This window comes from Rhizobium sp. IBUN, from assembly GCF_000510625.1.
In the GTDB taxonomy this organism is placed as follows: domain Bacteria; phylum Pseudomonadota; class Alphaproteobacteria; order Rhizobiales; family Rhizobiaceae; genus Rhizobium; species Rhizobium altiplani.
Genome location: NZ_AZNV01000017.1, coordinates 103,445 through 125,745, shown reverse-complemented (window position 1 = coordinate 125,745; position 22,301 = coordinate 103,445). Strand labels below are relative to the sequence as shown.

At 59.8% G+C, this 22,301-nt stretch carries 18 protein-coding genes and 1 pseudogene; 10 read left to right on the top strand and 9 right to left on the bottom strand.

Annotated features, from left to right (window positions below):
• Positions 1 to 209, bottom strand: a pseudogene (locus RHIBUN_RS37360) (IS110 family transposase); the annotation flags it as partial.
• Between the two features lie 92 nt (positions 210 to 301).
• Positions 302 to 1,309, bottom strand: a complete 1,008-nt coding sequence (locus RHIBUN_RS0117240; protein ID WP_025660468.1) for a LysR family transcriptional regulator — start codon at positions 1,307 to 1,309, stop codon at positions 302 to 304.
• Between the two features lie 272 nt (positions 1,310 to 1,581).
• Between RHIBUN_RS0117240 and chvE the strand changes: the two genes are divergently transcribed.
• The 5 genes from chvE (at position 1,582) to RHIBUN_RS0117215 (ending at position 8,101) form a co-directional block, all read left to right on the top strand.
• Positions 1,582 to 2,646 carry a multiple monosaccharide ABC transporter substrate-binding protein gene (gene chvE / locus RHIBUN_RS0117235; RefSeq protein WP_025660467.1) on the top strand — a complete coding sequence of 355 codons (1,065 nt, stop codon included), beginning with the start codon at positions 1,582 to 1,584 and terminating at the stop codon, positions 2,644 to 2,646.
• A 98-nt stretch (positions 2,647 to 2,744) separates the two neighbouring features.
• On the top strand, positions 2,745 to 4,283 hold the full coding sequence (gene mmsA / locus RHIBUN_RS0117230; protein WP_025660466.1) for a multiple monosaccharide ABC transporter ATP-binding protein: 1,539 nt from the start codon (positions 2,745 to 2,747) through the stop codon (positions 4,281 to 4,283).
• The gene (gene mmsB / locus RHIBUN_RS0117225) at positions 4,280 to 5,488 is read left to right on the top strand and encodes a multiple monosaccharide ABC transporter permease (protein ID WP_025660465.1); all 1,209 of its coding nucleotides are present in this window, start codon (positions 4,280 to 4,282) and stop codon (positions 5,486 to 5,488) included. The genes mmsA and mmsB overlap by 4 nt, the downstream gene beginning before the upstream one ends.
• A 112-nt stretch (positions 5,489 to 5,600) precedes the next feature.
• On the top strand, positions 5,601 to 6,596 hold the full coding sequence (gene araD1 / locus RHIBUN_RS0117220) for an AraD1 family protein (protein WP_025660464.1): 996 nt from the start codon (positions 5,601 to 5,603) through the stop codon (positions 6,594 to 6,596).
• 71 nt (positions 6,597 to 6,667) lie between these two features.
• Positions 6,668 to 8,101 carry an aldehyde dehydrogenase family protein gene (locus tag RHIBUN_RS0117215; RefSeq protein ID WP_025660463.1) on the top strand — a complete coding sequence of 478 codons (1,434 nt, stop codon included), beginning with the start codon at positions 6,668 to 6,670 and terminating at the stop codon, positions 8,099 to 8,101.
• An 81-nt stretch (positions 8,102 to 8,182) separates the two neighbouring features.
• On the opposite strand, the gene RHIBUN_RS0117210 is transcribed toward RHIBUN_RS0117215, so the two are convergent.
• The 6 genes from RHIBUN_RS0117210 to RHIBUN_RS35410 all read right to left on the bottom strand — a co-directional run bounded on the left by RHIBUN_RS0117210 (position 8,183) and on the right by RHIBUN_RS35410 (position 14,917).
• Positions 8,183 to 9,007, bottom strand: coding sequence for a transglutaminase family protein (locus RHIBUN_RS0117210; RefSeq protein WP_025660462.1), 825 nt, complete (start codon positions 9,005 to 9,007; stop codon positions 8,183 to 8,185).
• An 11-nt stretch (positions 9,008 to 9,018) separates the two neighbouring features.
• A complete protein-coding gene (locus RHIBUN_RS0117205; RefSeq protein ID WP_025660461.1) occupies positions 9,019 to 9,960 on the bottom strand; it encodes an alpha-E domain-containing protein in 942 nt (313 codons plus the stop codon).
• Positions 9,960 to 11,369 carry a circularly permuted type 2 ATP-grasp protein gene (locus tag RHIBUN_RS0117200; RefSeq protein ID WP_025660460.1) on the bottom strand — a complete coding sequence of 470 codons (1,410 nt, stop codon included), beginning with the start codon at positions 11,367 to 11,369 and terminating at the stop codon, positions 9,960 to 9,962. The genes RHIBUN_RS0117205 and RHIBUN_RS0117200 overlap by 1 nt, the downstream gene beginning before the upstream one ends.
• A gap of 313 nt (positions 11,370 to 11,682) precedes the next feature.
• Entirely contained in the window at positions 11,683 to 12,324 is a 642-nt protein-coding gene (locus RHIBUN_RS0117195; protein ID WP_025660459.1) for a VOC family protein, read from the bottom strand.
• Positions 12,325 to 12,526: 202 nt separating this feature from the next.
• Positions 12,527 to 14,209 carry a DEAD/DEAH box helicase gene (locus RHIBUN_RS0117190; RefSeq protein WP_018857509.1) on the bottom strand — a complete coding sequence of 561 codons (1,683 nt, stop codon included), beginning with the start codon at positions 14,207 to 14,209 and terminating at the stop codon, positions 12,527 to 12,529.
• 321 nt (positions 14,210 to 14,530) lie between these two features.
• Positions 14,531 to 14,917 carry a hypothetical protein gene (locus tag RHIBUN_RS35410; protein ID WP_082728539.1) on the bottom strand — a complete coding sequence of 129 codons (387 nt, stop codon included), beginning with the start codon at positions 14,915 to 14,917 and terminating at the stop codon, positions 14,531 to 14,533.
• A gap of 283 nt (positions 14,918 to 15,200) precedes the next feature.
• Here RHIBUN_RS35410 and RHIBUN_RS0117185 point away from each other — a divergent pair, with 283 nt between their 5' ends.
• Positions 15,201 to 18,047, top strand: coding sequence for a response regulator (locus RHIBUN_RS0117185; protein WP_025660458.1), 2,847 nt, complete (start codon positions 15,201 to 15,203; stop codon positions 18,045 to 18,047).
• On the opposite strand, the gene mnmD is transcribed toward RHIBUN_RS0117185, so the two are convergent.
• On the bottom strand, positions 18,037 to 18,753 hold the full coding sequence (mnmD, locus tag RHIBUN_RS0117180; RefSeq protein WP_025660457.1) for a tRNA (5-methylaminomethyl-2-thiouridine)(34)-methyltransferase MnmD: 717 nt from the start codon (positions 18,751 to 18,753) through the stop codon (positions 18,037 to 18,039). The genes RHIBUN_RS0117185 and mnmD overlap by 11 nt on opposite strands.
• Between mnmD and RHIBUN_RS0117175 the strand changes: the two genes are divergently transcribed.
• From RHIBUN_RS0117175 to uraD, 4 genes are all read left to right on the top strand, one after another.
• A complete protein-coding gene (locus RHIBUN_RS0117175; RefSeq protein WP_025660456.1) occupies positions 18,752 to 19,930 on the top strand; it encodes an FAD-binding oxidoreductase in 1,179 nt (392 codons plus the stop codon). The two genes, mnmD and RHIBUN_RS0117175, sit on opposite strands and share 2 nt — an antisense overlap.
• Positions 19,931 to 20,043: 113 nt before the next feature.
• Complete coding sequence (locus RHIBUN_RS0117170; protein WP_025660455.1) at positions 20,044 to 20,766, top strand: DUF1045 domain-containing protein; 723 nt, start codon at positions 20,044 to 20,046, stop codon at positions 20,764 to 20,766.
• Positions 20,767 to 20,865: 99 nt separating this feature from the next.
• Positions 20,866 to 21,789 (top strand): allantoinase PuuE, encoded by a 924-nt coding sequence (puuE, locus tag RHIBUN_RS0117165; protein ID WP_018857514.1) that lies wholly within the window; start codon positions 20,866 to 20,868, stop codon positions 21,787 to 21,789.
• On the top strand, positions 21,789 to 22,286 hold the full coding sequence (gene uraD, locus RHIBUN_RS0117160; RefSeq protein ID WP_018857515.1) for a 2-oxo-4-hydroxy-4-carboxy-5-ureidoimidazoline decarboxylase: 498 nt from the start codon (positions 21,789 to 21,791) through the stop codon (positions 22,284 to 22,286). Before puuE ends, uraD begins: the two co-directional genes overlap by 1 nt.
• Positions 22,287 to 22,301: the final 15 nt, after the last annotated feature.

Below are 22,301 nucleotides of genomic sequence, written 5' to 3'. Positions count from 1 at the left end.
CCAAGCGACTGGCGGTCGTTCTTCACCCGGCCGGAGCGCAGCGTCTTGCCACCGCTGTCCTGGACCACCAGGTGGCTGTAGGATTTGTGATAGTCGACGCCGATATGATAATCATAAGAGGCAGTCATGCTTCCAACTCCCTTGTTGAGATCCGCAAAACCCCAACAGGATAAGCCGAAAGGCCGGAAGTGTGACTGTCCCTCAATCATTCGCAGTGATCCGTTCTCTCCGGAGGCGACCTCTTTCATGTCACCTCCCTTGGAGGGGCGCATTAGATCCGAACAAGGTGGTGCAAGGCTTGTCAGAGCACTCCCGCCTTCTTGCTTTCGGCCAGTACCAGGTCATAAAGCAGCCGTGCGCTCGGGGGCAGCGCACGTTCCTTGACCGTTATCAGGCTGTAGGGCCTGACGTTGATCTCGAAATCGATCGGCAACACCCGCACATCCGAAGCCTTCGACCGATGGGTCGCCAGGAACTGCGCCACATCGAGCGCGATCGGCGCGATCGCATCCGTCTGGCAAACCGTCGCACAGGTGAGCAGCAGCGAAGAGGTGTTGACGATATTTTCCGGGAGCAGCACGCCGCGAGAAAGGAAGAGGTCCTCGATCGTCCGGCGCAGGAGCGTTCCCGCTGGTTGGAAAACCCAATCATATTGTGGAAGGTCCTCGAGGGAGGCGACCTTCTTTTTCAAGAGCGGATGGCCGCCCCGCACGATCAAACAGGCCTTCTCCACGCCGATTTCCTGGACCTGGAAGAGGCGCGGGTTGAGATCATCGGGAATGCGGCTGATGATGAAGTCATGCTGGGCGGCGAGCAACTCGCGGGCAAGCACGTTGCTCGTTTCAACCTGTATGGTGACCTCTATGCCGGGTAGGGCGCTTCTAACGCGCTTTATCGCCGGCACGACCAGGCTCATGGCTGGGGCAGTGACGGCGCCGATAAAGACGGTACCTCCCTTGCCCGTTTTCAGTTCGGCGATTTCCCGGCCCGCCTCGCGCAGCTCGAGCATGATCTTGCGCGCGCGTCTGGCGAGCGCCTGTCCGAAGGTCGTCAGCACGACGCCGCGTGCCACGCGTTCGTAAAGTGGCGTCTTAACGATCGATTCCATTTCGGACAGGATTCGCGAGGCTGCCGGCTGTGAAATGTTCAGCGCTTCGGCCGCCGCGGAAATCTGCCCGCTATCTTCGATTGCGACGATCATTCGCAGATGATTCAGCTTGAGACCCAATCGCAAAAAGGCGTCATCGGCAAAGACATCCGTATGAATGTCGACGTGACCATGCGTCTGCGGGTCCGAAATGATCGCCATGGTTGCGGCCTCCCATCCGCGTTCCATTAAAAGTAATACTTTTTAACGATATACCAAAATTGTTATGCACTTTACCAGTTATTCTATTTGACAGTTATGGGATTCCATACCAGTTTGCCGCCGTGTGCTGGTTGGCATTCAACACGTGAGAGCGTGGAGGAGACCTACTTCGTTTCTCACCATCTGAAGTAATTATCCAAGACGGAACCTGCCACAGTTTCGGGGCGGGCGATTTTTCGCACGCGCGTTTATTAACTAAGGGAGAGAGAGATATGAAATCCATTATCTCGTTGATGGCAGCGGCGGCCTTTGGCGTCGCTTCGTTCGTTATGCCGGCTATGGCAGCCGACAAGGGCACTGTCGGCATTGCGATGCCCACGAAGTCGTCCGCTCGCTGGATCGACGACGGCAACAACATCGTCAAGCAGCTCCAGGACGCTGGCTATGCCACCGACCTGCAGTACGCTGACGACGACATTCCGAACCAGCTGTCTCAGATTGAGAACATGGTCACGAAGGGCGTTAAGGTTCTCGTCATCGCCGCTATCGACGGCACGACGCTTTCCGACGTTCTCCAGAAGGCTCACGACGCAGGCATCAAGGTCATCGCTTATGACCGTCTGATCCGCGACTCGGGCAACGTCGACTATTACGCAACGTTCGACAACTTCAAGGTTGGCGTTCTGCAGGCAACCTCCATCGTTGACGCCCTCGGCCTCAAGGATGGCAAGGGCCCGTTCAACATCGAGCTCTTCGGCGGTTCGCCGGACGACAACAATGCCTTCTTCTTCTATGACGGCGCAATGTCTGTTCTGCAGCCTTACATCGACAGCGGCAAGCTGGTCGTAAAGTCCGGCCAGACCGGCATGGACAAGGTTGGCACGCTGCGTTGGGACCCGGCAACGGCCCAGGCTCGTATGGACAACCTGCTCTCGGCTAACTACACCGACGCGAAGGTCAATGCAGTTCTGTCGCCTTACGACGGTCTGTCCATCGGCATCATCTCGTCTCTGAAGGGCGTTGGTTACGGTTCCGGCGATCAGCCGCTCCCGGTCGTTTCCGGCCAGGACGCTGAAGTTCCGTCGGTCAAGTCGATCATCGCTGGCGAGCAGCACTCCACGATCTTCAAGGACACCCGTGACCTCGCAAAGGTTACCGTCGGCATGGTCAACGCTCTGATGGAAGGCAAGGAGCCTGAAGTCAACGACACCAAGACCTACGACAACGGCGTCAAGGTCGTTCCGTCCTACCTGCTGACCCCGGTCGCAGTTGACAAGACCAACTACGAGAAGATCCTCGTAGAAGGCGGTTACTACAAGGCTGACCAGCTGAAGTAATAATTGTACCAAGTTGGCCGGAACCCGCTGCTTGCGGGTTCCGGTCTTCAATTTTATGATCGCCGCGTCCCTTTGGCTGCTGGCGTTGGATTATGACCATGGACAACACAATCCTCGAAATGCGGAACATCACCAAGACGTTCCCAGGCGTAAAGGCGCTTGAGAATGTGAACCTCAAGGTTCGACAGGGTGAGATCCACGCATTGGTGGGTGAAAATGGGGCCGGCAAGTCGACCCTTATGAAAGTTCTCTCCGGCGTCTACCCAGCCGGAACCTACGACGGCGATATTGTCTACGAAGGCGACGTCCGTCATTTCAAGGCGCTCAAGGATTCCGAAGAAATCGGCATCGTCATCATTCACCAGGAACTGGCACTGGTGCCGCTCCTGTCGATCGCCGAAAACATCTTCCTCGGCAACGAAGTTGCTCAGAATGGCATCATTAAGTGGCAAGAAGCCTTTAAGCGTACGAAAGAGCTGCTGAGCAAGGTTGGCCTCAAGGAGTCGCCGGAAACGCTCGTCACCGACATCGGCGTTGGCAAGCAGCAGCTGGTCGAAATCGCCAAGGCGCTGTCTAAGAGCGTGAAGCTGCTGATCCTCGATGAGCCGACGGCGTCACTCAACGAAAAGGATTCCGATGCACTGCTGGACCTCCTGATCGAGTTCCGCAACCAGGGCCTGACGTCGATCATCATCACGCACAAGCTCAACGAAGTTCGCAAGGTCGCTGACCAGATCACGGTTCTGCGCGACGGCATGACCGTCAAGTCGCTCGACTGTCAGACCGAAGAGATCAGCGAAGACATCATCATCAAGAACATGGTGGGCCGCGAACTCGCCGATCGTTATCCGCCGCGCTCCGTGCCGATCGGCGAAACGATCCTCGAGGTGAAGAATTGGAACGCTTTCCACCAGCATCACCGTGACCGCCAGGTTCTGCACGACATCAACGTCACCGTCCGCAAGGGCGAAGTGGTTGGCATCGCGGGCCTGATGGGCGCCGGCCGTACCGAATTCGCAATGAGCCTGTTCGGCAAATCCTATGGACACAAGATCCATGGTGACGTGTCGATGCACGGCAAGCCGGTCGATGTCAGCACCGTTCGCAAGGCCATCGACGCGGGTCTTGCCTATGTGACCGAAGACCGCAAGCATCTTGGTCTCGTACTCGGCGAGAACATCGTTCACAACACGACGCTCGCCAATCTGGCCGGGGTCTCGAAAGCCACGGTCATCGACACCATCAAGGAATCGAAGATCGCATCGGAATACCGCTCGAAGCTGCGCATCCGTAGCTCCAGCATCTTCCAGGAAACGGTCAATCTCTCCGGCGGCAACCAGCAAAAGGTTGTGCTGTCGAAGTGGCTGTTCTCCGACCCCGACGTCCTGATCCTGGACGAACCCACCCGCGGTATCGATGTCGGTGCAAAATACGAAATCTATACTATCATCAACCAGCTCGCAGCCGATGGTAAGGGTGTTCTGATGATCTCATCGGAAATGCCGGAACTGCTTGGTACGTGCGACCGCATCTACGTCATGAATGAAGGACGTATCGTTGCGGAACTGCCAAAGGGAGAGGCGAGCCAAGAAACCATCATGCGCGCTATCATGCGCTCAGGGGAGAAGAAACAATGACTCCGGTCAACCCTTCAGCCACCGAGGAAAGCAACGTCGTTTCCGTTGCGGATTATATCCGCGCCAACATTCGCGAATACGGCATGCTTATCGCGCTCGTCGCGATCATGGTGTTCTTCCAGTTCTACACGGGCGGCATTCTATTCAAGCCGGTCAACCTAACGAACCTCGTTCTGCAGAACTCGTTCATCGTCATCATGGCGCTCGGCATGCTGCTCGTCATCGTGGCCGGCCACATTGACCTTTCGGTCGGATCCATCGTTGCCTTCGTCGGCGCGGTGGCGGCTATCATGACCGTCAACTGGCAGATGAACTTCGTACTTGCTGGCATTCTCTGCCTGGTCATCGGTGGCGCCATCGGTGCTGCGCAAGGCTACTGGATCGCGTATCACCGGATTCCGGCCTTCATCGTCACGCTCGCCGGCATGCTCGTCTTCCGCGGCCTGACGCTGTTCGTTCTGGGCGGCAAGAACATCGGCCCGTTCCCGAAGGACTTCCAGGTTATCTCGACGGGCTTCCTGCCAGGCGAAATGATCGATATCGCCGGAATTCCGCTGCATTCCACGTCGCTGGTGCTGACCGTGCTGGGAACTGTCGTGCTCTTCTATCTCGCCTGGCGTCGCCGCAAGGTCAACGAGAGCCATGGCATCGATGTCGAGCCTTATGGCTTCTTCATCGCCCAAAACGTAATCATCTCGTTGGCGATCCTGTTCCTTGGCTTCCAGCTTTCCACCTACAAGGGCCTGCCGAACGTTCTCGTCGTCATGCTCGTGCTGATCGCGGCCTACACCTTCGTGACGCGCCGTACCACGATCGGTCGCCGCATCTACGCAATGGGCGGCAACGAGAAGGCAACCAAGCTGTCCGGTATCAACACCGAGCGCCTGAGCTTCTACACCTTCGTCAACATGGGTGTCCTGGCTGGTCTCGCCGGCATGATCATCGCGGCTCGCCTGAATTCGGCGACCCCGAAGGCAGGCGTTGGCTTCGAGCTTGACGTTATCGCGGCCTGCTTCATCGGCGGAGCTTCGGCATCCGGCGGCGTTGGCAAGATTACCGGTGCCGTCATCGGCGCGTTCATCATGGGCGTCATGAACAACGGCATGTCGATCGTCGGTCTCGGCATCGACTTCCAGCAGATGGTCAAGGGACTGGTGCTTCTCGCCGCCGTCTTCTTCGATGTCTATAACAAGAACAAGGGCTAAGCGCTCCGGCGCTGCCCAAGCATTCGCAGTCATGTGAACTTGCCAATCCGGCTCATTCTGGGAGCCGGATTGGCGAAGCATTTTCCGCGTTATCGAAAAAAGGATGAAGACCGTGCTGATTTCGCAGATTAAGGGTTCGAACGGAGAGATCATTGTCGCCGTGCGCGAGCCGGGCGGTACCGCGAAGGCCGTCAAGAACGCAGGCAGCGTCTATGCGCTGGCCATGGAAGCCGCAAACGGCGGCAAGTCGCTGTTGCAGGTGATTGAAGCACACGGCCTCGGCGATGCAGTCGACCTCGAAAAGGCTTATGCCGAAGGCAAGTTTCTGCCGCCGATGACGCATCCCGACGCTGCGCACCTGCATCTGACGGGCACGGGGCTGACGCATCTGGGCTCGGCTGCAACGCGCGATTCCATGCACAAGAAGACCTCCGAGGCGGCTGAAGAAACCCTCACCGACTCGATGAAGATGTTCAAGATGGGTCTCGAGAACGGCAAGCCGAAGGCCGGCGAGAAGGGCGTTCAGCCCGAGTGGTTCTACAAGGGCAACGGCTACGGTTCGGCTGCTCCGGGCGCGCCGCTCGTTTCTCCCTCCTTCGCGCTCGATGGCGGCGAAGAGCCTGAAATGGCGGGGATCTACGTCATTGCGGAAGACGGCACACCCTTCCGCATCGGCTTTGCGCTGTCGAACGAGTTTTCCGACCACGTGACCGAGCGGATCAACTATCTCTACCTCGCGCACTCCAAGCTGCGCCCGGCAAGCTTTGGCCCGGAAATCCGCATTGGCGTTGCGCCTGAGGATATCCGCGGCACCTCGCGCATCAAGCGCGGCGACAAGGTGATCTTCGAAAAGCCGTTCCTGTCGGGCGAAGCGAACATGTCGCACACATTCGCCAACCTCGAATACCATCACTTCAAGTACGGCCTGTTTCGTGTGCCCGGCGACGTCCACGTCCACATGTTCGGCACCGCGACGCTCTCCTTCGCGGAAGGCATCAAGGCTGAAGAGGGTGACGTCTTCGAAATCGAAGTCGCCGAATTCGGCTTGCCGCTGCGCAACCCTCTGAAGATTGCCGCCGAAGAAGAGATTGCCGTCAAGCAGCTCTGATTTCGCAAGGCCCGGCCGCTTCGGCGGCCGGACCGTTTTTAATGGAACGGTGAAGGAGGCCCAGTCGGCCCATGACCATTTATAAGAACCTCATTGCCGGCGAATGGGTCGGCACGGACGCGACGAAGAACATCAATCCGTCGGATACCAACGAGGTCGTTGGCCTCTATGCGGATGGTTCGGCCGAAGACACGAAGAATGCGATCGCCGCCGCCAAGGCTGCTTTCCCGGCTTGGTCGCGCTCAGGCATCTGGGAGCGTCATGTCATCCTGAAGAAGGCCGGCGACGAGATCATGGCTCGCAAGGACGAGCTCGGCGCTCTGCTGGCCCGCGAAGAAGGCAAGACGCTTCCCGAGGCAATCGGCGAGACCATTCGTGCATCGCAGATCTTTGAATTCTTTGCCGGCGAAGCGCTGCGTCTTGCAGGCGAGGTCATCCCGTCTATTCGCCCGAATATTGGCGTCGAGATCACCCGTGACCCGCTCGGCGTCATCGGTATCATCACGCCCTGGAACTTCCCGATCGCGATCCCCGCCTGGAAGATCGCGCCGGCGCTCTGCTACGGCAATACCATCGTCTTCAAGCCGGCCGAACTCGTCCCGGGCTGCTCGTGGGCGATCGTCGACATCCTGCACCGTGCCGGCCTGCCAAAGGGCGTGCTGAACCTCGTCATGGGCAGGGGTTCGGTTGTCGGCCAGGCCATGCTCGACAGTCCTGATGTTACGGGCATCACCTTTACCGGTTCCACCGGTACCGGCCGCCGCGTCGCTAGCGCCTCGATCGAGCATAACCGCAAGTTCCAGCTGGAAATGGGTGGCAAGAACCCGATGGTCGTCCTCGACGATGCCGACCTTGGCGTCGCCGTCGAAGCAGCCGCCAATTCCGGTTTCTTCTCCACCGGCCAGCGTTGCACGGCGTCTTCTCGCCTGATCGTTACCGAAGGCATCCACGACAAGTTCGTCGCGGCGCTAACGGAAAAGCTGCAGACGCTTGTTGTCGACAATGCGTTGAAATCGGGCACGCACATCGGCCCCGTGGTCGATGAAAAGCAGCTGAAGACCGACACCGACTATATCGAGATCGGCAAGAAGGAGGGCGCCAAGCTCGCCTTCGGCGGCGAACTCGTCACCCGCGAAACGCCCGGCTTCTACCTGCAGCCGACGCTGTTCACGGAGGCCACGAACCAGATGCGCATTTCGCGCGAGGAAATCTTCGGACCGGTTGTCTCGGTCATCCGCGTCAAGGACTACGAAGAAGCGCTGGCAACCGCCAACGACACGCCATTCGGCCTGTCTGCCGGTATCGCCACGACGAGCCTCAAGCACGCGACGCATTTCAAGCGAAACTCCGAAGCGGGCATGGTGATGGTCAACCTGCCGACCGCAGGCGTGGATTTCCACGTTCCGTTCGGTGGCCGCAAGGGATCGTCCTACGGTCCGCGCGAGCAGGGCAAATACGCGGCCGAGTTCTACACGAGCGTCAAGACGGCCTATACGCTGGCCTAACGATGGCCCAAAACGATCCGAGCCGCTATGCAGCGGCTCGGACAACGGTATCTCGATATGAGTTCTTCGGAAGCCAGCCCTTCAGCTCTGGCTCTGGCTTTGCATCTGCCCCCGATCTTCAACCTTGACCACGACAGAGAGCTTTTCCCCCGGCGTGCCGATGCGCATGCCTGAAACGGGAGCCGCATCGCGGTAGCAGAGGCCGGAGGCGACACGCACATAGCGTGCGTCGGGGCAGATATTGTTGGCCGGATCGAAGCCGACCCAACCGAGGCCCGGGAGGTGCGCTTCGCCCCAGGCGTGGGTCGCCGACTGCTCGATCTTCTCTTCCATCATCAGGTAGCCGGAAACGTAGCGGGCCGGCACGCCGAGGCTGCGTGCGGCGGCGACAAAAATATGGGCATGGTCCTGGCAGACGCCGCTCTTCTTCTCAAGCGCTTGCTCAGCCGTGGTCTCCGTGTCGCTGGTCCCAGGCAAGTAGGTCACGGTCTCATGTATGCCGGACATCAGCGCGTGCATGCGTGCAAGCTCGTTCTCGCCGCTCACACCCTTGGTGAGTTCCTTGATCAGCTTTCCGGACTTCGTCCTCGGCGTTTCACGCAGGAAAAGCCAGAGCGGGCAGAAGCCGCTATGGGGGCCGAGTACCCCATTTCGATCTTCCGTTTCGACCTCGCCTTCGGCCACGATGCGTGTCGCCCGCTGCTCGCCTTCCAGCGAGACGAGGTTGACGTGGTTGCCAAACTGATCGTCGTATTCGACTTCGGGCCTAGCGCCCTCAACCTGCAGCGACCAGTTGATGACTGACTGTCCGGGAACGGAGAGCGGCGTCAGCCGCAGCCGCTGCAGCGAGAAGGCCGCCGGTTCTTCGTAGTGATATTCGGTGACGTGGCTTATCTTAAGCTTCATCTTATGCCCGCCTATGCATAGAACCGGTAACCATCGGAAATTTCCATGCCGAGCTGGTTGTTGCGCGTGACGAAATCTTCCAGAAATTCATGCAGGCCCTGATCCATGATCTCCTTGATGGCACGTGTCTGGAGCGTCTTGCGGATGGAATCGGCCGTATCATGCGCCGGCAGCCGCTCACCGTAATCCTTGGCGAGATAGCCGAGTTCGCTGACGATCTTCTCGTAGCAATAGGCGAGCGAACGCGGCATCTGGCCGTTCAGGATCAGGAAGTCGGCGATATTCATCGACCGATATTCGCCGTCATACGCCCAGCTGTAGGAGCGGTGGGCGGAGACGGAACGCAGGATCGATTCCCACTGGATGTTGTCGATCGACGTGCCGACGGCCGAGACCGAGGGCAGGAGCACATAATACTTCACGTCGAGAATACGGCTCGTATTGTCCGCGCGCTCGATGAAGGTTCCGATGCGGGCGAAATTGTAGAGTTCGTTTCTGAGCATCGAGCCGTGGAAGGCACCGCGGATCAGCCCGGCGCGATGCTTGATGGCATCGATTGCCTCCGGCATCTCCGCGGCCATCAGCCGCTTCGAAAGTAGCGATTTTAGCTCGATCCAGAACTCATTGGTCGCTTCCCAGGTCTCGCGGGTCAGGGCGGTGCGCACCATGCGGGCGTTGTTTCGCCCGTAGTCGACGCAGGACATGACGCTTGAGGGATTGGAGCGGTCTCGCAGCAGGTAGTCGATCGCGTCGGCGCTCGTCAGCTTGCTGTGCCCCTCGTCAAAGGTCTCGCGCACGCCGGCGCTTTGCAGGACGCCGTCCCAGTCGTCGTCGCCGGTTCCGCTTCGGGTCAGCGACATGCGCAGGCCGGCATCGATGAGGCGCGCTATGTTTTCTGCGCGTTCGATGTAACGGAACATCCAGTAGAGTCCGTTTGCAGTTCTTCCGAGCATCAGTCCTCCAATACCCAGGTATCTTTTGTGCCGCCGCCCTGGCTGGAATTGACCACCAGCGAACCCTCTTTCAGGGCCACGCGCGTTAATCCGCCGGGAATGATCTGCACCTTGTCGGAGACGAGAACATATGGCCGCAAGTCCACGTGACGTGGCGCGATGCCTTTGTTGACGAGGATCGGCACGGTCGACAGCGAAAGTGTTGGCTGCGCGATGTAGTTGGCGGGCTTCGCCTTCAACTTCTCGGCAAAATCGGCGCGCTCCTTCTTGGTCGCCGTCGGGCCGACCAACATGCCGTAGCCGCCGGAGCCGTGTACCTCCTTGACCACGAGTTCCTCGAGGTGCTCGAGCACGTATTTGAGGCTCTGCGGCTCGGAACAGCGCCAGGTCGGCACGTTTTCGAGGATCGGCTTGCGTCCGGTATAGAATTCGACGATCTCGGGCATGTAGGAATAGATCGCCTTGTCGTCCGATATGCCGGTGCCCGGCGCATTGGCGATGGTGATGTTGCCGGAACGGTAGACATCCATGATGCCGGGGATGCCGAGTGCTGAATCCGGCCGGAAGGTGAGGGGATCGAGGAAGTCGTCGTCGACGCGGCGGTAGAGCACGTCGATCGCCTCATAGCCGCGGGTCGTGCGCATCTTCACCTTGCCGTCGATGACGCGGAGGTCCGAGCCTTCGACAAGCTCGACGCCCATCGTATCAGCCAGGAACGAGTGCTCGTAATAAGCCGAGTTGTAGATGCCGGGTGTCAGGACCGCAACGCGTGGCTTGCCCTTGCAGCCTGGAGGCGCGAGCGATGCCAGGCTCTGGCGCAGCAGATAGGGATAGTCTTCGACCGGCCGGACCTTGTTGGCATGAAACAGGTCCGGAAACATCTGCATCATCGTTTCGCGGTTTTCCAGCATGTAGCTGACACCGGAGGGTGTGCGGGCGTTGTCCTCCAGCACATAGAACTCGTCCTCGCCGGTGCGCACGATATCAGTGCCGACGATGTGCGTGTAGACGCCGCCGGGCGGCCGGAAGCCAATCATCTCGGGCAGGAAGGCGTCATTCCTCTCGATCAGTTCGCGCGGTATGCGACCGGCGCGGATGATTTCCTGCTTGTGGTAGATGTCATCGAGAAAAGCGTTGAGGGCGATTACCCGCTGCTCGATACCCTGTGCGAGCTTGCGCCATTCGCGACCTGAGATGATGCGGGGGATGATGTCGAAGGGAATGAGCTTTTCGGAAGAGTCTGCGTGTCCGTAGACCGCGAAGGTAATGCCGGTCTTGCGGAAGATGTTCTCCGCGTCCCGGGATTTTGCAATCAGATGCGCTCGATCTTGGTTACTGTACCACTCAAAGTATCTTTCATATGGCTGTCGCGGACTTTCGCCCCCGGTGATCATTTCATCAAATGCCAAAGGTGTGGCTCCCCTTTTTTGTTCATTTGAATACAACGCAAATGGCAATGCAAGAACCATGCACAGTTTGAACGCGAGATTCGTGAATCCTTCTCGAAGGCCAAAACAGACGAAAAACTGGGCATTTATCGATAGCTGGCGTCGACACGCCCGCCGTCAATCCTCAGCGTCCGCTCAAAATGTGAGCAGATGAACATTTTCGAGCCGAAAACCGATTCAATTTCGGGCTGAGCGCCGGGTATACGGTTGCGCGAGCATCAGGGAAACTTCAGGTAAGCATCAATGCTTCAGATACGACCGAGCTGCAGCGGGCTTAGATCGCCTCGCCTGAAAACGCGATCAGGTTTCCGTCGGGGTCCTGCACGATGAAGCTGCGTGCGCCCCATGGCTCGGTGCGCAGGGGCTGGTGGAACGATGCGCCGGCGGCCTGATACTCCAGGAACAGCCGCTTCGGATCGTCGGCCGTTAACGTTGCGGAGAGGGCGTCGACTTCTCGCGCTCTGAAGCCAGCGTCGAAGACCGGCCCGCCGACCTTTCGCAGGTTCAGGCGCGCGCCGTCGCGAAACACCTGGGCATAAAATGGCGGCTCTCCGTACTGGAACGCCACTTCAAAACCCAGTTTCCGAACATAGAACTGGCACGAGGCAATGATATCGGAGACGAAGAGTTGCGGCTCCGCGGAGAGGACGAGCGGACGTCTACTGTCCGACGCTTTCGATTTCGTCATGGTTTCGATCCCTTTGACCAGCGCCGGCCAATCCGTAAAGCCATGCTTTCGGGCAACAAGCTCCTGAGCATCGCTGAGCTTGAAGTCGGCGTCCAATATTTCTCGATCGCTTTGATCTCGATATCTGGGCAGGATCCACCTGATCTGCGCCGCAACCGGATAGTACCGTTCGCGATGCCATCGCAGGTATGTCTTGGCTTGTTTTCTGAGGTTTTCGATATTTGGCATGGGCGCGGCTTACGTTTGACTTTGTCGTACGTAGGCGGGCAATGCCCCTCCGGCCCGAAGCCGACGCGCCCTACAGCAGCACCAGCATGCTAATGCAATGGGCCAATTGCCACAAGGCGAGATTGTAAGGCCGCGGGATCATTTGGCGTCGTGAGACGCGTATTGCAAAGGGCGAGATTTCTCCCGCCCTTTCTTTTTTCAATTAGGCGCGTTCACGGCGCTGACCGTTGCCACCGCGCGACGGACCGCCGCGACGGTTTCCGCCGTTGCCTTCGCGACGTTCGCCGCCGTGGGCCTGCGCGCCACGATCTTCACCGTGTTTGCGGGCCGGGCGGCCGTGCGCATTGCGGGCGCCGCCGCCGGGATGATGACGGTTCTCGCCATTGGCATGGTTGCCATGCTGGGGGCGCTGCGGCTTGCGGGCCGGACGGAAGTCCGACGTTGCCGCCAGATCGTTGTCGGGGCCGGACGTCATCGGCGTAGCCTCGCCACGGCGCTGGCCGCGGAAGTCTTCGTTGCGCTGGGTTTGGCGCTCAGGACGCGGACGACGCTCGCGGCGCTCCTCATTGTTGGCGCGGACTTCGTCGCCAGCTTCAGGGCGCGGACGACGCTCCGGGCGGCCACCTGCACGATGGCCTTCGCCACGGCGCTCACCGCCACGGTTTTCACCACCACGACCCTGGCCGCGGTTGCCGCCATTGCCATTGCTGTTGCCACTGCCATTGCCGCGGCGCGGAGTGGCGTTCATGTTGGCAGGCGCTTCACCACTGGCTACAGCGATGTTGATGTTCATCAGGCGTTCGATGTCGCGCAGGAGACGGGTTTCGTCAGGTGCACAGAAGGCGATCGCGATGCCGTCACGACCAGCGCGGGCCGTACGGCCGATGCGGTGGACGTAGGCATCCGGAACTTCCGGCAGGTCGTAGTTGTAGACGTGGCTGACGGCCGGGATGTCGATGCCGCGGGCGGCAACGTCGGTCGCAATCAGCGTCTTGACGTCGCCGTCACGGAAGGCCTTGAGGGCGCGCTCGCGCTGGCCCTGGCTCTTGTTGCCATGGATGGAAGTGACCGAATAGCCAACGTGGTCGAGGTGCTTCATCAGCTTCTCGGCGCCGTGCTTGGTGCGCAGGAAGACGATCGCGCGTCCGTCAGGGTTCTCGGTGAGTGACTTCTTTAGGAGGTCCGTCTTGTCGTTCTTGCCGTTGACGAAGTGGACATACTGCTCGACCTTGTCGGCAGCCTTGCCCGGAGGTGTCACTTCGACGGTGACCGGGTCCGTCAGGTATTCGCCGGCGAGGTCGGCGATCGATTTCGGCATGGTTGCCGAAAACAGCATCGTCTGGCGCTTCTTCGGCACCATCTTGGCGATCTTGCGCAGGTCGTGGACGAAGCCGAGGTCGAGCATCTGGTCGGCCTCGTCGAGAACGAGGTAGCGTACGGCGGTGAGGCCGATGGCGCGGCGGGCGACGAGGTCGAGCAGGCGGCCGGGCGTGGCAACGAGGATGTCGGTGCCCTTTTCGAGCTGCAGCTGCTGCTTGTTGATCGAGACGCCGCCCACGACGACGTTGATGCGCAGGTGCGACTTGCGCAGGAAGTTCTTAAGGTTCTGGGCGATCTGGTTCACCAGTTCGCGGGTTGGGGCGAGGATCAGCGTACGGGTGGTACGGTTGTCCGGACGCCGCTCTTCAGGGATGATCTTTTCGATGATCGGCAGGCCGAAGGCGGCCGTCTTGCCGGTGCCTGTCTGAGCAAGGCCGATAAGGTCGCGGCCTTCGAGAAGAAGCGGGATCGCCTTTTCCTGAATGGGGGTCGGCTTTTCGATGCCGAGCTGGAAAAGTGTGGCGACGATCGGCTTGGAGATGCCAAGCGATTCAAAATTGGTCAAGTCATAACCTTTTTAGGGCGCGCCAAAAAAATCGGCCGGATCGCAAAATGCGGCCCGGTGTCATTCTGGCGTCAAGAACCCCGCGTGAAGTGGGAACTTGTCTTGTTGGAAAAAGCTTTCCAGCGCTTCTTGCCCGCGTCTTGGGATGCGGCCTGTACGAAATGCGCTTTTGCCCTTCTTCCTGCTCCTATTTGCTGGCAGGGGCACGCTCACGCGGCGGCCGGAAGGTGAAAGCTGGCCTGCATTTGGTCTAGTTGGGGCCAAAAGTCAAGAGCACAGGCTCAACGCCCACCGCAGCGACACCCTATGCCAGCGCCGTTCTCAGTAGCAGACCCGTGTCCGGTAAGCGTCGCCCCAACCGTTGTGCCGCCATACGATATGGCACCGAGGCGCGTAGTAGTACCGCGAATAAGGCCTGTAATAGCTCCGATATGCCGGCCTGTAGTAGCCCCCATAATAGGGTTGGTAGTACGGCCTATAGTAGGACCTGTAATACGGCCGATAGTACGGTCGATAGTATGGGCCCGGATAGCCGTAATAGGCGTAGGGGCGCCCAACCTGCGACAGCAGCAGGCCGCCGACTGCTCCAACGGCAACGCCTCCCCAGAAGTCATGATTGGCGTTCGCGGGCGTTGCCGGGATGAGGGTTGTACCCGTCAGGGTCAATGCCATTAAGCCCGCCGCCATGCTTTTATGAAGTACGGACATGGTCGTCTCCTTTCGTAGACGATGCTTGTTCCTGAAGCCGTCAGGCGAAACCGTTCGGGTATACGGGCCAACTGAACGAGTTCATTTTAGAAACGAGTGAAACTATACCACAGTTCCGCAGGGTTTATTCGGTTTGAACTGCTGCATCGCAGCGGCCGCGCCGGCGCTAGAGCACAGGTTACCTGCGTCCTGCAGGGTGCCGCTGCATTATGGTTAAAGGGTTGTTAAAGAGCGCCCGTTATACTTGCTCGATGAGTAAGCTTTTCCTGACTGAGGACCAACTTTGACATCGAGCGGGGACCTTCTCGAGCTGGCCTGCCGCCGGATCGCGGATCTGGAGCGCCCCGCCTATGTCAAGAACAGCGAGCTTCGCTATGTGGCCGTCAACGAGGCCTATGCATCCTTCTTCGGAAGGGAGATCCCTGATTTCATCGGCTGCCGGAGCCGAGAACTTATCGATACGCCGGAAGAGGAGGCCCGCGAAGACAAGGAGCGGCGCGCGCTCGTCTTCGCGAGTGAGGAAAGTGCCGTTTGTTTGGACAGCAGGGGCTTCGGGCGCGAGCGGGTGCGGATCGAGAGTTTCTCGCCGTCCGAAGACCGCGTCTATGTGCTCGGTATTTTTGAAAGGACAGCTCCACATCAAGACGGCGGCGATCAGCTGACAGGGGCCAAGCCGACCCTTTCGGCATCCGACTTGGCTCGCAGCCGGGCGCTGACGGACGATCTTGAAGGCATTCTTCGTGCTCTCCCAGTCGGTGTCATGATCCTCGACGAAGAGCGCAACGTCCTCTACGCCAATGACGAGTTCTACGATGTCTGGGATCTACCACGTGACGACCGCTTCGACGGCTTGGCCTTCATCGACGTCATCCGTCGCAATCACCAACTCGGTCGCTATGGGGACAGGCTCACGCCGGAGCAGATCCTTGCCCGGCGCGAGAAGCATTTTGCTGCGGAACAGCAGCCGCCAATAGAACTGGGCTGGGTTAACGGCAAGCGGGTCCTGTTCGAGGGCGGCCGCCTTTCCAACGGTCGCGTCCTGCTTTCCTATACTGATGTCACTGCGGTCCGCCAGCGGGAGAAGGAAATTCACGAAACGCGGGCGGCTCTCGCGCATCTCGGCGACTTGATGGAGGACGCGACACGGGCGATGTCGCAGGGCCTCTTGATCGTTCAGGACGGCAACATCCTGCTTGCCAGCGAGCCACTCTGCGAGATCCTCGCCATACCACCTGAATATCTCGCAGTTGGACGGGGGTGGATCGATCTGTTCCGGTTTTGCGCCGAACGTGGCGACTTTCACGGGCAGGAAGATGAAATCCTGCAGAGCTGGCGCGATAATATCGCGGCCAAGAAGCCGATTTCGACGCCGTTCCATGTCGCCGGAGAGCGCTGGGTTAACCTGGATGCGACGATCAGCGAGCGGCAGCACTGGGTTGCGCTGTTCACCGATGTCACCGAAGCGAAGCAGCGTGAGGCCGAGCTTGAGCGGTTGCTATCCCGGGCGGAAGCCGCCGATCGCGTCAAGTCGGAGTTCCTGGCGAATATGAGCCATGAGATCCGAACGCCGATGAACGGCGTTCTCGGAATGGCCGAATTGCTGGCGAAGACCAATCTCGACACGCGCCAGAAGACGTTCATCGATATCATCGCCAAGTCGGGCAACGCCTTGGTGACGATTATCAACGACATTCTCGACTTCTCCAAGATCGACGCCGGCCAGATGACCCTCAGGCGCACGACGTTCGATTTGGTCGAGGCGATCGAGGACGTTACAACGCTCCTGTCTTCGCCGGCGGCTGAGAAGAACATAGAGCTGCTGGTGCGCGCGGCACCCGATTTGCCGTCGGCCGTGATCGGTGACGCCGGCCGCTTCCGCCAGATCATCGCCAATCTCGTCGGCAATGCCATAAAGTTCACCGAGCGCGGTCACGTCCTTGTGGACGTCGGCTTTACGCCGGGCGCGGAAGACGAAATCATGGCGCGCATCCGGGTCGAGGATACCGGCATCGGCATCCCGGGCGACAAGCTCGACTCCATTTTCGACAAGTTCTCGCAGATCGACTCATCCTCCACGCGTCGCCATGAGGGAACCGGGCTTGGCCTTGCCATCACGGCAGGGCTGGTCGACTTGTTCGGCGGCTACCTCGAGGTGGACAGCGAACCGGGGGAGGGCTCGGTCTTTACGGTAAACCTGCCTCTCACCGTGGCAGCGGCGCGCCTTGCTCCAAAGCCCTTGCCGGTCAACGTGACGGGTGCGCGCGTTCTCATCGTCGACGACAACGCGGTCAACCGACAGATTTTGGCCGAGCAGCTGGACCTCTGGGGCTTCGATGGGGCCGCCGCCGAGGACGGACCGGCGGCCATGGCAATAATCGCCGCAGCGAACGAGTTGGGCATCGAGATCGATGCGGTCGTGCTGGATTACCAGATGCCGGGCATGAACGGCGCCGACATCGCACGGAAGCTGCGCGCCGACAGCCGCTTTGAACGGCTGCCGATCATCTTCCTGACCTCAATGGACATTTCCGGGACGGAGAAAGAGTTCGCCGCGCTTAACGGTCAAGCCTATTTGATGAAGCCGGCGCGGGCCAACGTGCTGCGAAACACCATCGTTGACGTCGTGCGGGCAAGTCGCACGAAACAGATCGCTGCGGCGGGGAAGACGGTTCCGGAGGCAGCGCCGCCGCCGCTCGCCAAAGCTGAGCCTTCCGAATGGCCGCCGGCGGAGTTCATCGACGTGCTGGTTGCGGAAGATAACGAAGTCAACCAGATCGTCTTTACGCAGATATTGCAGGAAACCGGCCTCAGTTTTCTCGTCGTCGGCAACGGCGAGGAGGCGGTCGAGGCATGGGATCGCTGCGCACCACGCATCATCATGATGGATGTCTCGATGCCTGTCATGAACGGCCACGACGCGACGCGCGCAATACGCGATCGCGAACGCGTACAAGGTCATCGCGTGCCGATCATCGGAGTGACGGCGCATACGCTGGAGGTCGACCGCGATCTCTGCCTGGACGCCGGAATGGACGATTACATGTCAAAACCGATCAGCCCGGAACTGCTCGAAGAGAAGCTTGCGCAGTGGCTGCGCGCGAGCGAGCAGCACGCGGGGTCTAGGATTTGATGCCGCAGAGCATCTCGCGTTTTCCGGCAAAGCCGGCACGACGCTCCACCGCAAAGCCGGCGGCGATCAGGTTTCGTCGGACAAAGCCGGCCGCCGCATAGGTCGCGAAGGTTCCGCCTGGCTTCGTCTTCTCGCAGACGAGGCGCATCAATTCCTCAGACCACATGTCGGCATTGCGCGATGGGGCGAAGCCGTCGAGATACCAGGCATCGAAGCCGGCTTGCGCGGCCGCGACGCCTTCGAGAGCATGGCCGCGGATAACGCTGAGCGACGTCTGGTCATCGAGCCGCAGGAAGACGCTTGCTTCCGGCGTTTCCGGCCAGGCGGCCGCCAGGGCTTGCCGCTCGATGTCGATCTCGGCCCAATGAGAAAGCGCACGGTCGATTTCCCCACGCCGCATCAGATAAAGTTCAAACGACATGAAGTGCAGTTGCTGCCCGTTGCGCCGAAAGAGTTTCCATTGCCGCCACGTTTCGGCGAAATTCAAACCTGTGCCGAAGCCGAGCTCACCGATCAGGAAGTCGCCGTTATCCTGCCAGCGCTGCGGCAGGCCGTTGCCGGCGAGGAAAACGTGTCCGCATTCCAGCCGGCCATCGGTCTGGCAATAAAAATGGTCGCCAAAGGCCGGTGAATAGGGCATATCGCCGTCGCGCCACTCCAGCGGCTGGTGGGGGCCAGCACTCTTTTCGGGATCAGTATCTGTCATGCCAAAAGCCGATAGTCCGACCGCGCGTTCCGGTCAATCATCGACTGCCCTGCTGATCATCGGTGGCGGTATCATGGGGCTATGGGCAGCGGTTCAGGCGGAACGCCTGGGCATCAATGCATGGCTCATCGAAGCCGGCCGGCTAGGTCACGGCGCGAGCGGCGGCCTGCTCGGGGCGCTGATGCCGCACATGCCGGACAAGTGGAATGCCAAGAAGCAATTTCAGTTCGATGCGCTCGTTTCTCTGGAGGCGGAGATTGCAGCGTTGGAACGGCAGACCGGTCTTTCCGCCGGCTATCGGCGCTCGGGCCGCCTCATTCCGCTGCCGAAGCCGCATTTGCGCGAGATCGCGCTCGGTCATTCCCGGGATGCCAAGCATCGCTGGATCGCCGGCGAGCAGCGCTACCACTGGCGCGTGCTCGACAAGCCTCCCCAGGACAACTGGCTGGACGCAGCGGCAGGTGAAAGCGGCTTCGTGCACGACACGCTTGCCGCCAGAGTCGCGCCGCGGTCGCTCATCGCGCTCCTAGCGGCATCACTGCGCGACGCACGGAGCGTCCGCGTTGCCGAAAACGTTTCGGTCGATGATCTCGATCTTGAGCGCAAGGTTGCGATTACCAGTGCAGGTGACATTGCTTTCAGACAGTGCATTGTCGCTGCCGGCCACCAATCCTTTCCATTGCTGCAGCGGTATACCGGTGGCCTTGTGAAGCCGCTGGGCCAGCCCGTCAAAGGCCAGGCAGCCCTGCTGAAAGTCGACATAGCCCCGTCCTTGCCGACGATCTTTCGCGACGGGCTGTATATCGTTGCGCATGAGGGCGGCCATGTCGCCGTCGGCAGCACCAGCGAGAATCGCTTCGACGAACCATTCTCGACGGACGAGCAGCTCGACGCGCTGCTTGAGGCATCTGCCCAATTGGTGCCGGCGTTGCGAGGCGCGCCCGTTGTTGAGCGGTGGGCCGGTCTGCGGCCGAAAGCGATCGATCGTGATCCGATGATCGGCGTCCATCCCGACCATGCCGGCCTGATCGCATTGACCGGCGGCTTCAAGGTCAGCTTCGGCCTGGCGCACCGTCTGGCTGCGGCAGCGATCCACCTCGCGGCCGGCCGCCAGCCGCCCTTCGCGCTGCCGGAAAGCTTCTTGCTCGCCAATCACATCTGCGTCGCTTCACGCTAAACGTGAATTAGCACCTCCTGCCTTTCGTTATTCTGTCATGCAAATCACCTATCTGCTAGCGCAACCGCGGCGCCGACGGAGGGCTGTGCCGTTTGTTCGACGGAGGAAATTGGATGCGCTATGCCATTTGCTTTACACCCGCTGCGAGCGACCCGCTTTCGCACGTGGCTGCAAACTGGTTGGGTCGAAACGTGTTCTCTGGCGAGATGGTCGAGCCGACAGCGATCCGCGGCCTGAGCATTCACGAGATTGCCTTCCATACGGCGCTACCGCGCCGCTATGGCTTCCAAGGTGTTCTGAAGGCGCCCTTCCGCCTCGCCGCCGACGTAACGGAGGCGCAACTTCTGCGGGATCTGATGCGCTTCTGTGGAACGCTGACGCCGTTTCACATCCATCAGCTTGAGGTGGCGAGGCTCGGTGTATTCTACAGTCTCGTTCCGTCGCGGCCTTGCGAACATGTCCACTATCTTTCCAGTGCCGTCGTTCAAGAGTTCGACCGATTCCGGGCGCCGTTGAGCGAGGCAGAAATCGAGCGGACGGACCCGGGTGGCCTGTCGGCGGCGCAGTTCGCCAATCTGTATCGCTGGGGCAGCCCTTTTGTGATGGACGAGTTTCGCTTTCATATGCCGCTGACCGGTCCTGTCAGCCACTGCGACATGCCACGGGTCGAGCAGGCGCTTCGGAACGCCTTCGAGCCAGTCCTCGCCGATCCCGTCAAGGTCGCCAATGTCGCGCTGATGGTCGAAGAGGGGAATGGCGGGCCGTTTAGCGTGCATTCGCTGCATCCGATGGGCAAGGTCAGCGCACGTCGAGATCGTGTTTCTACACTGGCCTAAGAGTTTGCGCCGCAAAGGCAAAACTCTGTTGCGTACTTTCCGTCTCGACATTCCTTCTCTGGATGCTACCGTTTCGCCGACTTTCAGGAAGGTGATTTCATGGTATCCGAAACTTATCCGCGCAATCTGATCGGTTACGGTCGCAACACGCCCGACCCGAAGTGGCCGGGCGATGCCTGCGTGGCCGTTCAGTTCGTTATCAATTACGAAGAAGGCGGCGAAAGCTGCATTCTCGATGGCGATCCTGCCTCCGAAAACCTTCTGTCGGAAATTGTCGGTGCCGCGTCCTGGCCGGGTCAGCGAAACCTCAATATGGAATCGATTTACGAATATGGCTCGCGCGCCGGGTTCTGGCGCTTGTGGCGCATGTTCACGGAGCTCAAGGTTCAGGCCACCGTTTATGGGGTGACGCTTGCTATGGCGCGCAACCCGGAGGCGGTCGCGGCCATGAAGGAAGCCGGTTGGGAGATCGCCAGCCACGGGTACCGCTGGCTTGAGTACAAGGACTTCCAGGAAGACGTCGAGCGCAAGCATATCCAGGAAGCCGTGCGCCTCCACACGGAACTGACCGGCGAACGTCCCTACGGAATGTACCAAGGCAAGCCTTCGGACAACACGCTGCGCCTCGTCATGGAAGAGGGCGGTTTCCTTTATTCCTCTGACTCTTATGCCGACGATCTGCCGTTTTGGGTGAAGGGTGTCGATGACAACCCGTTCCTGATCATACCCTATACGCTCGAGACGAACGACATGCGCTTTGCAACGCCGCAAGGCTTCAATTCCGGCGATCAGTTCTTCACTTACCTCAAGGATGCCTTCGATACGCTGTATGAAGAGGGGAAGGCCGGCAGCCCGAAGATGATGTCGGTTGGCCTGCATTGCCGTCTCGTCGGTCGTCCCGGTCGCGCCGCAGCGTTGAAACGCTTCATCGAATATGTGCTGAAGCACGACAAGGTGTGGATACCCAGGCGAATCGAGATCGCGCAGCATTGGCATGCCCACCACAAGCCGGAGACAATCTGATGCTTTCGCGGGACGAGTTCGTGTCACGCTACGGCGGTGTCTTTGAACATTCGCCGTTCATTGCCGAGCGTGCCTATGACGACGGTTTCGTCGGCGACGAACTGACGGTGGATCGTGTCCACACGGCGCTCGTCGCCATCTTCCGGGCGGCGAGTCCGGAGGAGCGGCTCGGCGTGCTGCGTGCCCATCCCGATCTTGCCGGACGTCTCGCGATAGCGGGTGAGCTTACCGAAGACAGCAAGAAAGAGCAGGCAGGCGCCGGGCTCGATCGGCTGAGCGCCGCGGAACATGGCCGCTTCACCGAGCTCAACACGGCCTATGTCGAAAAGTTCGGCTTTCCCTTCATCATCGCGGTTAAGGGCCTGAACAAGGATGACATTCTGGCTGCCTTCGAAAAGCGCATCGACAACACGCGCGATGAAGAGTTCGAAACAGCCACCGCACAGGTCGAGCGTATCGCGTTTCTGCGCCTTGAGATGATACTGCCGGGGCGTTGAGACAGGCAGCTCCTT

Coding starts and splice junctions, on each gene's coding strand:
- chvE (WP_025660467.1), top strand. CDS start 1,582: ATGAAATCCATTATCTCGTTGATGGCAGCGGCGGCCTTTGGCGTCGCT.
- RHIBUN_RS0117215 (WP_025660463.1), top strand. CDS start 6,668: ATGACCATTTATAAGAACCTCATTGCCGGCGAATGGGTCGGCACGGAC.
- RHIBUN_RS35410 (WP_082728539.1), bottom strand. CDS start 14,917: ATGTCCGTACTTCATAAAAGCATGGCGGCGGGCTTAATGGCATTGACC.
- puuE (WP_018857514.1), top strand. CDS start 20,866: ATGGTATCCGAAACTTATCCGCGCAATCTGATCGGTTACGGTCGCAAC.
- mmsA (WP_025660466.1), top strand. CDS start 2,745: ATGGACAACACAATCCTCGAAATGCGGAACATCACCAAGACGTTCCCA.
- RHIBUN_RS0117205 (WP_025660461.1), bottom strand. CDS start 9,960: ATGCTCGGAAGAACTGCAAACGGACTCTACTGGATGTTCCGTTACATC.
- RHIBUN_RS0117240 (WP_025660468.1), bottom strand. CDS start 1,309: ATGGCGATCATTTCGGACCCGCAGACGCATGGTCACGTCGACATTCAT.
- mnmD (WP_025660457.1), bottom strand. CDS start 18,753: ATGACAGATACTGATCCCGAAAAGAGTGCTGGCCCCCACCAGCCGCTG.
- mmsB (WP_025660465.1), top strand. CDS start 4,280: ATGACTCCGGTCAACCCTTCAGCCACCGAGGAAAGCAACGTCGTTTCC.
- RHIBUN_RS0117170 (WP_025660455.1), top strand. CDS start 20,044: ATGCGCTATGCCATTTGCTTTACACCCGCTGCGAGCGACCCGCTTTCG.
- uraD (WP_018857515.1), top strand. CDS start 21,789: ATGCTTTCGCGGGACGAGTTCGTGTCACGCTACGGCGGTGTCTTTGAA.
- RHIBUN_RS0117175 (WP_025660456.1), top strand. CDS start 18,752: ATGCCAAAAGCCGATAGTCCGACCGCGCGTTCCGGTCAATCATCGACT.
- RHIBUN_RS0117195 (WP_025660459.1), bottom strand. CDS start 12,324: ATGCCAAATATCGAAAACCTCAGAAAACAAGCCAAGACATACCTGCGA.
- RHIBUN_RS0117210 (WP_025660462.1), bottom strand. CDS start 9,007: ATGAAGCTTAAGATAAGCCACGTCACCGAATATCACTACGAAGAACCG.